This is a genomic window from Acinetobacter bereziniae (genome assembly GCF_016576965.1).
Taxonomy (GTDB): Bacteria; Pseudomonadota; Gammaproteobacteria; order Pseudomonadales; family Moraxellaceae; genus Acinetobacter; species Acinetobacter bereziniae.
In genome coordinates, this window is record NZ_CP066119.1 from 3,439,799 (window position 1) to 3,452,785 (window position 12,987).

14 protein-coding genes are annotated in these 12,987 nt (G+C 39.4%); 6 read left to right on the forward strand and 8 right to left on the reverse strand.

The window, feature by feature from the left end:
• The first annotated feature begins 173 nt into the window (after positions 1–173).
• From I9192_RS16100 to I9192_RS16110, 3 genes are all read left to right on the forward strand, one after another.
• Positions 174–893, forward strand: a complete 720-nt coding sequence (locus I9192_RS16100) for a tetratricopeptide repeat protein (RefSeq protein WP_005033048.1) — start codon at positions 174–176, stop codon at positions 891–893.
• 370 nt (positions 894–1,263) lie between these two features.
• Positions 1,264–1,998: a phosphoadenylyl-sulfate reductase gene (locus tag I9192_RS16105; protein WP_005033049.1), complete on the forward strand. Its 735-nt coding sequence runs from the start codon at positions 1,264–1,266 to the stop codon at positions 1,996–1,998.
• A gap of 173 nt (positions 1,999–2,171) precedes the next feature.
• Positions 2,172–3,632 carry a WS/DGAT/MGAT family O-acyltransferase gene (locus I9192_RS16110; RefSeq protein ID WP_005033050.1) on the forward strand — a complete coding sequence of 487 codons (1,461 nt, stop codon included), beginning with the start codon at positions 2,172–2,174 and terminating at the stop codon, positions 3,630–3,632.
• A 100-nt stretch (positions 3,633–3,732) separates the two neighbouring features.
• Here the strand turns inward: I9192_RS16110 and I9192_RS16115 are convergent, their stop codons facing one another.
• From I9192_RS16115 to I9192_RS16140, 6 genes are all read right to left on the reverse strand, one after another.
• On the reverse strand, positions 3,733–3,906 hold the full coding sequence (locus tag I9192_RS16115; RefSeq protein WP_004829508.1) for a PA1571 family protein: 174 nt from the start codon (positions 3,904–3,906) through the stop codon (positions 3,733–3,735).
• A 130-nt stretch (positions 3,907–4,036) separates the two neighbouring features.
• Positions 4,037–5,491, reverse strand: a complete 1,455-nt coding sequence (rng, locus tag I9192_RS16120) for a ribonuclease G (RefSeq protein ID WP_004829509.1) — start codon at positions 5,489–5,491, stop codon at positions 4,037–4,039.
• A gap of 51 nt (positions 5,492–5,542) precedes the next feature.
• A complete protein-coding gene (locus I9192_RS16125; protein WP_151803866.1) occupies positions 5,543–6,109 on the reverse strand; it encodes a Maf family nucleotide pyrophosphatase in 567 nt (188 codons plus the stop codon).
• Positions 6,097–6,594 carry a rod shape-determining protein MreD gene (mreD, locus tag I9192_RS16130; protein ID WP_199959119.1) on the reverse strand — a complete coding sequence of 166 codons (498 nt, stop codon included), beginning with the start codon at positions 6,592–6,594 and terminating at the stop codon, positions 6,097–6,099. Before mreD ends, I9192_RS16125 begins: the two co-directional genes overlap by 13 nt.
• Positions 6,581–7,438 (reverse strand): rod shape-determining protein MreC, encoded by an 858-nt coding sequence (gene mreC / locus I9192_RS16135; protein ID WP_004829512.1) that lies wholly within the window; start codon positions 7,436–7,438, stop codon positions 6,581–6,583. The genes mreD and mreC overlap by 14 nt, the downstream gene beginning before the upstream one ends.
• Before the next feature lie 31 nt (positions 7,439–7,469).
• Positions 7,470–8,510, reverse strand: a complete 1,041-nt coding sequence (locus I9192_RS16140) for a rod shape-determining protein (RefSeq protein ID WP_005033052.1) — start codon at positions 8,508–8,510, stop codon at positions 7,470–7,472.
• Positions 8,511–8,644: 134 nt separating this feature from the next.
• Between I9192_RS16140 and gatC the strand changes: the two genes are divergently transcribed.
• Genes gatC through gatB form a run of 3 tightly spaced genes read left to right on the forward strand, consistent with a single transcriptional unit; the run spans position 8,645 to position 11,965 of the window.
• Entirely contained in the window at positions 8,645–8,959 is a 315-nt protein-coding gene (gatC, locus tag I9192_RS16145) for an Asp-tRNA(Asn)/Glu-tRNA(Gln) amidotransferase subunit GatC (protein ID WP_004829513.1), read from the forward strand.
• Between the two features lie 52 nt (positions 8,960–9,011).
• Positions 9,012–10,490 (forward strand): Asp-tRNA(Asn)/Glu-tRNA(Gln) amidotransferase subunit GatA, encoded by a 1,479-nt coding sequence (gene gatA / locus I9192_RS16150; protein ID WP_200149929.1) that lies wholly within the window; start codon positions 9,012–9,014, stop codon positions 10,488–10,490.
• Entirely contained in the window at positions 10,490–11,965 is a 1,476-nt protein-coding gene (gene gatB / locus I9192_RS16155) for an Asp-tRNA(Asn)/Glu-tRNA(Gln) amidotransferase subunit GatB (protein ID WP_200149930.1), read from the forward strand. Before gatA ends, gatB begins: the two co-directional genes overlap by 1 nt.
• Positions 11,966–12,293: 328 nt before the next feature.
• Here gatB and I9192_RS22390 read toward each other — a convergent pair whose 3' ends face one another.
• Together I9192_RS22390 and I9192_RS16165 are read right to left on the reverse strand one after the other, a co-directional pair.
• On the reverse strand, positions 12,294–12,506 hold the full coding sequence (locus I9192_RS22390) for a PIN domain-containing protein (protein ID WP_227567264.1): 213 nt from the start codon (positions 12,504–12,506) through the stop codon (positions 12,294–12,296).
• The gene (locus I9192_RS16165) at positions 12,503–12,754 is read right to left on the reverse strand and encodes a DUF6364 family protein (protein WP_151714145.1); all 252 of its coding nucleotides are present in this window, start codon (positions 12,752–12,754) and stop codon (positions 12,503–12,505) included. The genes I9192_RS22390 and I9192_RS16165 overlap by 4 nt, the downstream gene beginning before the upstream one ends.
• Positions 12,755–12,987: the final 233 nt, after the last annotated feature.

The following is a 12,987-nucleotide window of genomic DNA, read 5'->3' on the forward strand; positions in this document are numbered from 1 at the left end:
CTCAATTCATTTTGAATAGTCATAGATCATCGTACCAGCACAATTCATCCTTAGTACAACAACTGCATGTAGAGACTCTCTCAGCTTTAACTGTTATTGTTACACTTATAAAAACGGGAACAAAAGCACCGCATCATTGAGTCATGTAAAAATTAATTTAGGCAAACAACACTATGAAAAAAATAGCACCGTTTCTCTTGAGTAGCATATGTACTTACGTATATGCGAATGATAGTTTTCTGGGCTATACAAATTGTAGTGCTTTAGATCTCGCCCATGCTCAAGTCAGTCTCTCATTAAAAGATATTCCAAAGGATTATATATATCGCACACAGCACTACTCCTTTCTCAGTCTACCTATAGCAAAAGGCAATGAAAATTACTGTCTAATTATCAATGATAAAAATCAGGTCATTGTTGACGCTATTCCTAAAATGCTTTCAAACACTTGCGGTGGAATGTGGGATAAGAAAGAAAGCACACCTGTTTGGGTTGATGATATTGCTGGGGGTAGAGGTTTAGTCACATATTTTCATTACAACACCTCAAATACTTTGAAAAATCTCAATAAAAACAACATATCCAATATAGAACAACAAATTACAACACTACAATGCCAACTTTCCTCCTATAACATTGATGATGTGGTTGAACTCAATGATGCTGCTTTCTATTTAAATCAATTGGGTCATCCTAAAGTATCTTTAGAAATTTTGAAAAAGGTTATACAGCTCGATCCAAATCGGACAGTCGCTTATCTAAATTTAGCTGATGCTTATTTGGCTTTAAAAAATCAAAGCCAAGCTCGGTCAAATTATTTGATTTATGCCAATAAAATGAAAAAATCTGGATTATCTGATCAGATTCCTAAAAGAATATTCAAATACTTATAAAATAAGACTGTGAAACAGCTTAACAAGGCACTGATTAATAAAAACCTTGCTGTAGAATGAGATAGCGAATCATTGATCAATGATAGCATGTGTTGGTGAGAGCATTATGCTGCTTTTATCCATATCCGATTAAGTATCTTTGGTATTTTACCCTTCAGATAAATCCATCGATTAAATCTTTTTTATTCATAAGTATTTTAATTAATCTGCTAAGCACGATATTTCATTTACTTTAAAATATCTGCACATCTCAAAGATAACATTCACACAAAGTTGAATTGCTTTAATTTTTGCTAAAATGCTTAAATTAAAATATCTTTTAAGAATGTTGATGAACAACATAGCTTCAAGCTAACTGCCAGGAGCAGATATGACCGCCATTCCCACCATAGATCTTGTTGACGCGCTAGCAACAGAGTATGCAGACAAATCCCCTTCTGAAATTTTAGAACTTGCACTTTCTCAAGAGGGTGAAATCGCAATTTCATTTTCTGGCGCAGAAGATGTTGTTCTGATTGATATGGCACATAATTTAGGCAAGCCATTTCGTGTATTTAGTTTAGATACTGGACGCTTGTATCCTGAAACTTATCAGTTTATCGATACTGTGCGTAAGCACTACGGTATTAAAATTGAGATTTGCTTTCCTGAATCAGAAGCTGTTCAGCAATTGGTCAATGAAAAAGGCTTATTCAGTTTTTACCAAGACGATCATAAAGAATGCTGTGGTATCCGAAAAGTACAGCCTTTACGTAAAAAACTGGCAACTTTAGATGGTTGGATTACAGGTCAACGTAAAGATCAAAGCCCAGGAACACGTACAGAGATTCCTGTCATTCAAGCTGATGCAGGTTTTTCAGGTGAAGGAAAACAGCTGATCAAATACAATCCTTTGGCGAACTGGTCCAGTGCAGATGTATGGAACTATATCCGCATGATGGAAATTCCTTATAATCCTTTACATGAAAAAGGTTTTATATCAATCGGTTGTGAGCCATGTACTCGCCCAGTGCTTCCAAATCAGCATGAACGTGAAGGTCGTTGGTGGTGGGAAGAAGCAACGCATAAAGAATGCGGTTTACATGCGGGTAACTTAAAAAAATAATGGTAAAAAAAAAGTCATTAAATTTAATGACTTTTTGTAAACTTTACATTCATCGAAATGCTTGGATTTTATCCCTGAAAAAGTTTTATACTATTTACTCGGTTCTATAATTCTAACAATCTAACACTCATAAATGAGTTGTTGTAGAAATTGCAGTGAGGCAATCCAAGACCATGCGCCCATTACACCCCATTGATTTCATTTTTTTAAATTTAGAAAAAAGACAACAACCGATGCATGTTGGTGGATTGTTCTTATTCCAAATACCTGAACATGCACCATCGACGTTTATACAAGACCTTGTCGCTGATATTCGCAATTCAAAGTCTATTCCGGTTCCACCATTTAACAATCGTCTCAATGGCTTATTTTGGGACGAAGATGAAGAATTTGATATCGACCACCATTTCCGTCATATCGCCTTACCTCATCCCGGGCGTATCCGTGAATTATTGGTTTATATTTCACAAGAACATAGCGCACTGATTGATCGTGCAAAACCGCTTTGGACCTGTCATATCATTGAAGGGATCGAAGGCAATCGTTTTGCCATGTACTTTAAGATCCACCATGCAATGATTGACGGTGTAGCAGGTATGCGTCTTTTAGAAAAGTCTTTCTCTAAAGATGAGCATTCCAAAACCATTGTTCCCCCTTGGTGTGTTGAAGGCAAACGTGCCAAACGTCTTAAAGAAACCAAACTTGGACGAGTCAAAAAAGTTTTTGCCGCGTTAAAGGGGCAAGTCGAAGCAGCACCAAAAGTAACTCAGGAATTATTTCAAACAGTCTTTAAAGAAATGGGGAAAAATCCTGATTATGTTTCAAGCTTTCAAGCCCCGAGCAGTTTATTTAATCAACGAGTAAGCTCTTCGCGTCGTTTTGCAGCCCAATCTTTTGAACTAGATCGTTTTAGAAATATTTCCAAAGCACTGGGTGTAACCATCAATGATGTCGTACTCGCAGTTTGCTCTGGCGCAATCCGTGATTATTTAATTACTCAAGACGCACTTCCTAAGAAACCGCTCATTGCGATGGTGCCTGCTTCTCTTCGTGATGATGATTCAGATATGAGTAATCGTATCACCATGATTTTAGCGAATTTAGGCACGCATAAAGAAGATCCATTAGAACGTTTAGACATCATTCGACGTAGTGTGCAAAATGCAAAGAATCGCTTTAAACGTATGAGTTCAGACCAAATTCTGAACTATAGTGCTTTTGTTTTTGGTGCTGCGGGAATCAACATTGCATCAGGGCTTATGCCTAAGCGTCAGGCGTTTAATGTGATTATTTCTAACGTACCCGGTCCAAGAGAACCACTATATTGGAATGGTGCTAAACTGGATGCCCTCTACCCAGCATCAATTGTGCTAGATGGTCAGGCATTAAATATTACTATGACCAGTTATCTAGATAAGTTGGAAGTGGGTTTAACTGGCTGCCGTAAATCTTTACCAAAGTTGCAAAATCTACTGACACATTTAGAGAATGAGATTCAAAAATTTGAACAGCTGATTACTCAGAAAAATATCACGCAAAAAGCTGCTGAAAAGGCAGTTGAAAAAAACGAAGATACACAAGTCTATGCACAAGATCTGATTGTTGAGTCCAACACAGTAGAAAAGCCTGCTTAGGCTTTTCTACTCAATCTTCTATTTAGATTTATTTTTTTGTTCTTAGATTCAATTCACGAAAATTTAATGCTAAAAAAATTAAGGGGCTTATTAATGCCCCTTAATCTTTTACGTTACGACACTTATTGAGTAATTGGTGACAGACATTTACAACCATGTCTTTGGTAATTTTCACTTCTTGACCATTGTCATCCAACATTACACATGTATTCTTTGGTTGGTTTTCTAATACATGTTTGATACCGCGACTTATTAATTGTTCACTTACGCTCATTTTATGACCTCACTTGCTAAGACTGGTAGGGAGAGAGTCTTTGGCTACCTTTGTAATCTAGTATTGTGAAATCAGCTCAAAAAGTAAAATTTCAGATGTAACAACTGTTTAACGACATCCTGTTACAATTTCAACTTAAAATGATATCGTATTGCTCTTGCGTGTATAAATTTTCAACTTGGAATTTAATCACACGATTAATAAAATGCTCCAAATCCGCGACAGCTGGGGCTTCTGCAGTTAACAGCCGATCAATCACAGATGGATGACCGATAACAGTAAAGCCACTCTGAGATTCATAAGCTCGTGTATATCTAAGGATTTCTCGAAAAATTTCGTAACACACTGTCTCTGCTGTTTTCACAAATCCACGCCCCTGACAGGTTGGACATGATTCACATAACAAATGTTCCAGTGATTCACGTGTACGTTTACGTGTCATTTCCACCAAACCAAGTTCAGACACTTGGGTAATTTTTGTCTTGGCATGATCACGCTCAAGCATCTTCTCAAACTGGTTCATGACTTCTTCACGATGTACAGCTTCCTGCATATCGATGAAATCAATAATGATAATGCCGCCTAAATTACGTAAACGTAACTGTCGAGCGATGACTTGGGTGGCTTCCATATTGGTTTTGAAGACTGTATCTTCAAGCGTACGACCACCCACATAAGAACCTGTATTGACATCAATCGTGGTCATTGCCTCCGTCTGGTCAATCATTAAATAACCACCAGACTTTAATGCAACCCGAGTTTGTAATGCTTTTTGAATGTCTTCTTCAACATTGTACAAATCAAAAAGTGGACGCTCTCCTGGATAGTGTTGTAAACGACTGCCCATACTCGGAACAAACTCTGCTACAAACTCTTGTAACTTTGCATGTATTTCACGTGAATCAACATAAATTGTAGCAGTGTCTTCATTGGCGAGATCACGAATCACACGTTGAGGTAATGGAAGTTCTTCAAAAATCAGTGAGGGAACTGCAATAATTTTTTGCTTTTTCTGAATAAATTCCCAAAGCTTCGCTAAATAAGCCATATCCTGCGCGATAGATGCTTCATCAATTCCATCAGCTGCAGTACGGACAATGACTGAACCAGGAAGCTTATGCTCTTCTTGAATCCTTTCAATCATTGAACGCAAACGGTCACGCTCTTCTTCAGATTCAATCCGCTGTGATACACCAATATGACTACCATAAGGCATCAAAACCAGATAACGTGAAGGAATAGAAAGATCCGTACTCAGTCGTGCACCTTTAGTGCCTAACATATCTTTCATCACTTGTACTGTTAGAATCTGACCGGGTTGTAAGAGTTCAAAAACATTCGGCGTGGGCTGATGACGTGGCCAAATCATATCATTGATATGTAAAAATGCAGTACGAGACAAGCCAATATCCACAAAAGCAGCTTGCATCCCGGGTAGGACACGCACAACCTTTCCTTTGTAAATATTACCGACCAACCCTCTTTTAACAGTTCGCTCAACAAACAGTTCATTGACCGTACCATTTTGAATTAACGCCACACGACACTCCATAGGTGTGACGTTAATCAGTAACTCGTCAGACATAACTCAACTCAAAACATTATAAAAATTCTTTTTTGCAGTTAATTTCGTGCCTCAACTGCATTGATCTAGACGATCAAGTAATTGTATCGTTTCATGTAATGGTAGCCCAACCACATTGCTATAACTACCATTTATCCGTGTCACATATTTCGCAGCAATGCCTTGAATTGCATATCCACCCGCTTTGCCTAGAGGTTCACCTGTTGCCCAATAGTCTTCCATATCTTTGAGACTTAACGCTTGAAACTCAACTTCTGTGCGAACCACGGTACTCAATAATTGATTGGCATTTGCAACACAAACTCCTGTCAGCACCTCATGTTTCCGCCCTGACAATACTCCCCAGATTTCGAAAGCATGCTGTTTGGATGCTGGCTTACCTATAATTTGATCAGCAAAAACCAAACTGGTATCCGCAGCAACGATGGTCGCCTCAGGATACAAGCTTAGAACGGCTTGCGCTTTACTTTTTGCCAAACGCGACACATAGTGATCAATCTGCTCATGTTCATTTACAGATTCATCAACATCCGGGCTATGCACGTCAAACGCCAAGCCCAGTTGTAACAACAGCTCTTGACGCCTTGGCGAGCTTGAAGCAAGAATTAAATGCGCCATCTTTTTAATAAATAATAAAGAATTGGCCAGCAAAAAATACTGGAAATCAAAGTTTGCCAATGACGTGTTATCGAAAAATGCGTTCCTGCCATCACTTGCGCCATAAAGGTAAAGGTTAAATGTGCAAGAATCGCCAACATACTAATCACCCAAAGGTTACTAAATGTCAGCACGCGTCTCTCTCGAATAAAATAACGTGTTAAAAAAGCAATCAGCACATAACTTAATGCATTCATGCCCAAAGGTGCATCTAGCAAAAGATCAGTAAACAGACCCAGCGTAAATGCAAACCAGATACCACACCAAGTTGGCTGACACAGCACCCAAAATAGCATGATTAAAAACATATAAAGTGGACGCCATCCTGCTATTGCATAGGACATCGGATAGACCATCAAAATCGAAGCAATTACGATTGAAACAATGATAATCCATAGCGGATCTTTACGCTGTTTTTCTGATGGTAACTTTTTAGCGATCAACATTTGGCTGCTCCATCGCTAATGAATCCGAGAAAAGTACTACAACGTGATGCCCACCGGCTAACTGTGCAGCTGGAACAACATCAATTTGTGCAAACTCTCCAGTATTATGTCGCATCACTTTAGACACAGCACCGACCAAATAGCCCGCTGGAAAATGCTGACCTAAACCAGAACTATAAACCTTATCACCCACTTTGATGTTGGCACTCGTTGGAACATATTCCATTTTCAAATGCCCTAAATCACCTGTACCTGTCACGATGGCTCGCATACCTGAGCTTTCAAGTCGTACAGATAAAGAATGTTCTTTATCAGAAAGCAGCATTACACGACTACTATGAGGATAAACGTTGATGATCTGCCCCATGATCCCTTTATCATCTAAAACAGTTTGACCGACTTTAAGATGATTGGCTGAACCACGGTTGATGATAATGATATGACGTAATGGATCAGCATCTGTTCCAATCACTTCCGCAATCTCCATACGTCCATCAATAATTAACGGTGTATCGAGTAATCCTCGTAAACGGGTATTTTCAGCAGAAAGTTCTGAGAGTTTTTGCAGACGAACCTGAGCCTGAAGCAATTCAGCTTGCATCGCAGTGTTTTCGCGACGCAACTGAGCTTCAGATTTTGTTTGTTGATTCAGCCATTCTTTCGACAATACAGGATAACTTGCTAAGGCATAAATTGGATTATATGCCGCATACAAGACCTCTCTTGCAGGTTGAATCACTTGAGGCATGCGCCAGTTAAAGAACAACACTACCAAGCAAGTGATGACCGCAATGATAAAAGAGCGAAAAGATGGCGGTTGTCTTGAAAAGAGATTCGGTTGCACCGCCTCATCCTTAAACTTAATCGAGTATAGTTTAGCCTACAAAAAGCATATCATGGTTTGGATTGTCAAAGAATTCTAAGACTTTTCCACCGCCACGAGTCACACAAGTTAAAGGATCTTCAGCAACAACAACAGGTAGACCTGTCTCTTGGGCAAGTAATTTATCCAAATTACGCAATAATGCTCCACCGCCTGTTAAAACTATTCCACGTTCAGCAATATCTGAAGATAATTCTGGTGGAGTTTGTTCAAGTGCAGATTTCACAGCAGATACAATACTTTGTAATGGATCAGCAATCGCTTGCGTGATTTCATCAGAAGTCACTGTAATTGCGCGTGGAACACCTTCAGCAAGGTTACGACCACGAACTTCAATTTCTAAAGTCTTGCCGTCTGCTACTGCCATTCCAACTTCTTTTTTGATGGTCTCAGCAGTCGTTTCACCAATTACACAACCATGTGCTTTACGTACATAATTAATAATTTGTTCATCAAACACATCACCGCCGATACGTAAAGAATCTGCGTATACACACCCTTGTAGGGAAATGATGGCAATTTCAGTTGTACCGCCACCAACATCAACGACCATAGAACCGCATGCTTGCTCTACAGGCATACCCGCACCGATCGCAGCAGCCATAGGCTCTTCAATCAAACGTACATCACGGGCACCAGCATTGAATACAGCTTCACGAATCGCACGGCGCTCTACCAAAGTTGATTTACACGGTACACAAACCACAACACGAGGCGCAGGTGGGAATAGGCGTTTTTCATGCACTTTACCAATAAATTGATTTAACATGGTTTCAGTGACTTCGAAATCAGCAATAACACCATCCTTCATCGGACGGATTGCAGAAATATTGGCTGGGGTACGACCAAGCATTTGCTTAGCATCTAAACCCACAGCTGCAACAATTTTCTGCGAACCACTGTGACGAATCGCCACAACTGTCGGTTCGTTTAATATAATGCCCCTTCCTGGTGCATAAATAAGTGTATTTGCAGTACCTAAATCAATGGCTAGATCTGGCGAAAACAAGCCAATTAGTCGTTTTAGAATCACGGGTCGTTCTCAGTTTAAACTTTATATGGACGCAAGATGGCAACTTTAACTAAATGTGATGATTTGAACAAGTCAATCGCTTATTATAACGCACGATATTTTGAATTTTTTTAAAACTGATTAGGTGAGACATCATGTCAAGTTCAGATGTTCAGCATTCTGCAGAATTAAATGCACAAACTGTATCACAAATCGCCAATCTTGCTCGATTGTCGCTGAATGATACGCAATCTGCTGAATATGCTCAAAGTTTAAATAAAATCTTAGGGATGATGGAGACCTTAAAAGCGATCAATACCGATGGTGTTGAGCCACTTAAGAGCCCATTCGATCATCCACAACCACTTCGTCCAGATGTTGTATCGGAAAGCAACCATCGTGAAGAATATCAAGCCATTGCTCCTGCAGTTCAGGATGGTTTGTACCTTGTTCCGAGAGTGATTGAATAATATTTGATCAGTTAAACTTATTTTTAAAAATTAATCGTAAAGAATTGTACTCATGACTGATTTACACCGTTTATCGATTCGTGAAATGGCAGAAGGTTTAAAATCTGCACAATTTTCATCTCGCGAGTTGACTCAACATTATTTAGACCGTATTGCGAAACTTGATGATCGTGTTAATTCGTATGTAACGGTTACTCCCGAATATGCTTTGGCTCAAGCTGATGCTGCTGACAATTTATTAAAAAATGGCACGGCGGGTACTTTGGCTGGCGTTCCGCTGGCACATAAAGATATTTTCTGTACTCAAGGAATTAAAACTTCTGCGGGTTCAAAAATGTTGGATAATTTTATTTCACCTTATGATGCGACTGTTGTAGCCAAAGCAAAAGCCGCTGGTTTAGTGACGTTGGGTAAAGTGAACATGGACGAGTTTGCCATGGGCTCTACCTCTGAAAGTTCATTTTATGGTGCGACGAAAAACCCATGGAATTTAGAACATGTTCCGGGTGGTTCTTCTGGTGGTTCTGCTGCAGTTGTTGCCGCTGATCTTGCACCTTTTGCAACGGGCACAGATACAGGGGGATCTATTCGTCAACCTGCATCATTCTGTGGTTTGACAGGTCTAAAACCAACTTATGGTCGTGTCTCTCGTTTCGGGATGATTGCTTTCGCATCATCATTAGATCAAGGTGGACCTATGGCACGTTCTGCTGAAGACTGTGCCTTTCTCATGAACACCATCGCAGGTCATGATGCAAAAGATTCAACATCAATCAACAAAGAAGTGGATGACTATGTTGCAAACTTAAATGCAACAGCAGTGAAAGGCTTGCGTATTGGTATTCCAAAACAATACTTCAATGTTCAAGGTTTAGATGCTGAGGTCAAAGCACGTGTTGAAGAGTCGTTAAAAACATTGGAAAACATGGGTGCCATTTTGGTTGAGATTGATCTCAACATGACTGAAGCTTATGTACCGACCTATTATCTGATTGCGCCTGCTGAAGCATCTTCAAACTTGTCACGTTATGATGGTGTTCGTTATGGCTATCGTTGTGAAAATCCAAAAGATATTTTAGATTTACATAAACGCTCTCGCTCTGAAGCATTTGGTGCTGAAGTGCAACGTCGTATTTTGATTGGGACTTATGCCCTTTCAGCGGGTTATTACGATGCTTATTATGTAAAAGCACAAAAAGTACGTCGTCTCATTCAACAAGACTTCTTAACTGCATTTGAAAATGTTGATGTAATTGCTGCACCTTCTGCACCAACCACAGCTTACAAAATTGGCGCAAACCTCAGCCCTACTGAAATGTATTTAGGCGATATTTATACGCTTGCTGTAAACTTGGCAGGTTTACCAGCCATCAATGCACCTGTTGGTTTTGACAAAGACAGCTTACCTGTAGGCTTGCAGCTTATTGGTAACTACTGGTCAGAATCACAACTGTTGTCGATTGTTCATCAATATCAACAAAACACGGACTGGCATACCAAACGTGCGACAATTGCTGAGGAGAATGCATAATGACTGAAGCTCAAAAATTAGCACCTTCAAAGTTGATTGACGGATGGGAAGTTGTTATCGGGATTGAGATTCACACTCAGCTTGCAACTCAGTCTAAAATTTTCTCAGGTTCTTCGACTGAATTCGGTCAAGATCCAAACACTCAAGCCAGCCTTGTTGATTTAGCGATGCCGGGTGTATTGCCAGTACTCAACCAAGCAGTGGTTGATCTTGCGATTCGTTTTGGTTTGGGTATTGATGCCTATATTGATCAAGCATCGGTATTTGCACGTAAGAACTACTTTTACCCAGACTCTCCAAAAGGCTACCAAATCAGCCAGATGGACAATCCTATCGTTGGGCTAGGTCATATCGACATTCAGCTTGAAGATGGCACAGTGAAGCGTATAGGCGTAACTCGTGCACATTTGGAAGAGGATGCAGGTAAATCAATCCACGATCAATTTGAAGGCATGTCTGGTATCGACTTAAACCGTGCTGGTACACCTTTACTTGAAATTGTCTCTGAACCTGATATGCGCTCTGTGGAAGAAGCTGTTGCCTATATCAAATCTATTCACACTTTGGTGCGTTGGTTAGGAATTTCTGACGGTAACATGGCTGAAGGTTCATTCCGTGCTGACTGTAACGTGTCATTACGTCGTCCAGGACAACCATTTGGTACACGTTGTGAGTTAAAAAACCTCAACTCATTCCGTTTTATCGAACAAGCCATCAATGTTGAAATCCAACGCCAAATGGACATCTTAGAAGAAGGTGGTTCAATTGATCAGGAAACGCGTTTGTTCGATCCAAATAAAATGGAAACACGTTCAATGCGTTCTAAGGAAGAAGCCAACGACTATCGTTACTTCCCTGACCCTGATTTGTTGCCTGTGATCATTGCGGATGAACAAATCGAAGCGGCACGTGCGACTCTTCCTGAGTTGCCGAAAGCACGTCGTGCACGTTTTATCGCAGATTTCGCTGTGACTGAATATGATGCACATGTATTAACACTTTCTCGTGAATTAGCAGACTTCTATGAAGCGGTTGTTGCAGCTTCTGGTGGCGCAGCTCAAGGTAAAGTTGCGGCAAACTGGGTGATGGGTGAGTTCTCAGGTGCTTTAAATAAAGCTGGCTTAGAGTTAGCTGACTCTCCTGTTTCTGCTGAACAGTTAGGCGGTATGATCGCACGTATTGTCGACAACACGATTAGCGGTAAGATTGCCAAGCAAGTCTTTGGCTTTATGTGGGAAGAAGGCAAAACTGCCGATGCCATTATTGCTGAAAAAGGCTTGAAACAGGAAACTGATACAGGCGCAATTGAAGCTATTATCAAAGAAGTACTTGCTGCCAATGAAAAAATGGTTGAAGAGTATAAATCTGGTAAAGAGAAAGCATTTAACGGTCTAGTCGGTCAAGTGATGAAAGCTTCTCGTGGTAAAGCCAACCCTGCTCAAGTCAATGAATTGATGAAGAAATTGATTGGTTAAGTTGATTTAATTTTAAAAGAAAACCCGCTTTATAGCGGGTTTTCTTTTTTAAAGCATTGGTATGTTTAGCTTTAAAAAAATTGGCATATATTCAAATCTATTGTTTTTTCAATTTTTCCTGTAGCAAAGTACCATCACTCCACAAAAACACTTGGTAAAACAACACTTATTTCAGCAAATTTATAATCTTTAATATTTCTCGTCACGATTTTGTGGCAACCAAAACTCAACGCAGAAAAATATTGAATTGCATCTTTAGAATCAGAAAACTTAGACACCAGCGCTTGGGAAATCCCAACATGATCAACAGGGATGATCACCAAAAATTTTAAAAGTTGTTGAATAAAAAGACGAGCTTTTTCATCATCCCCAACTTACGCAAAATATAGTAGATATTGGCAATACTGTTCGAAGAAACGCATCCTGTAAATTGCCCTTTCTCACACAGCGCTAAAACAATTTGACTTGCCTTAACAAAAGGCTGACGCGCTAAAGCCACATCCAAAATCACATCAGAATCAATAAATATCCGCTCGCTCATTTATGTTTTTCCATACGAGCTTCAGAAAGGAGTGTCTTATAATCCTGCCCTTGGTCTTGATCGGCAAACATACCGATTAAACCTCCAGTAATAGGTGCTTGAAAATTACTGGAAGTTTCAGTGTGTGCTGAAATACGATCTAAATAAGCTTCAACCAAACTCGAAACACTCTGCTCATGTTCCTGAGCATAAATTTTCGCCCGTTCAATCACTTTTTTATTTATAGATAAGGTCAATTTCGCTTGCATAAGATTTTACCTCATACGTATCATTTAATTAATTATACGTATTGGTTGAATTTTGACAATTAAATCTTAACCAATCTATAAAACAATTGATACGATCATAGGACTTATTTTTTATTTCAGAAAGCAAAAATCTCTTGTAGTCAATGCATTGAAAAGCTCATTCATTAAATGTAATTTCTAGATTAATAAAATCAATGCGATAAATCTATTGTTTAATCTTATAAAGCTTTCAA

Excerpts from the sequence above, each read along its gene's own strand:
- I9192_RS16100 (WP_005033048.1), top strand. The coding sequence starts at position 174 with ATGAAAAAAATAGCACCGTTTCTCTTGAGTAGCATATGTACTTACGTA.
- I9192_RS16105 (WP_005033049.1), top strand. The coding sequence starts at position 1,264 with ATGACCGCCATTCCCACCATAGATCTTGTTGACGCGCTAGCAACAGAG.
- I9192_RS16110 (WP_005033050.1), top strand. The coding sequence starts at position 2,172 with ATGCGCCCATTACACCCCATTGATTTCATTTTTTTAAATTTAGAAAAA.
- I9192_RS16115 (WP_004829508.1), bottom strand. The coding sequence starts at position 3,906 with ATGAGCGTAAGTGAACAATTAATAAGTCGCGGTATCAAACATGTATTA.
- rng (WP_004829509.1), bottom strand. The coding sequence starts at position 5,491 with ATGTCTGACGAGTTACTGATTAACGTCACACCTATGGAGTGTCGTGTG.
- I9192_RS16125 (WP_151803866.1), bottom strand. The coding sequence starts at position 6,109 with ATGGCGCATTTAATTCTTGCTTCAAGCTCGCCAAGGCGTCAAGAGCTG.
- mreD (WP_199959119.1), bottom strand. The coding sequence starts at position 6,594 with ATGTTGATCGCTAAAAAGTTACCATCAGAAAAACAGCGTAAAGATCCG.
- gatC (WP_004829513.1), top strand. The coding sequence starts at position 8,645 with ATGTCAAGTTCAGATGTTCAGCATTCTGCAGAATTAAATGCACAAACT.
- gatA (WP_200149929.1), top strand. The coding sequence starts at position 9,012 with ATGACTGATTTACACCGTTTATCGATTCGTGAAATGGCAGAAGGTTTA.
- gatB (WP_200149930.1), top strand. The coding sequence starts at position 10,490 with ATGACTGAAGCTCAAAAATTAGCACCTTCAAAGTTGATTGACGGATGG.
- I9192_RS22390 (WP_227567264.1), bottom strand. The coding sequence starts at position 12,506 with ATGAGCGAGCGGATATTTATTGATTCTGATGTGATTTTGGATGTGGCT.
- I9192_RS16165 (WP_151714145.1), bottom strand. The coding sequence starts at position 12,754 with ATGCAAGCGAAATTGACCTTATCTATAAATAAAAAAGTGATTGAACGG.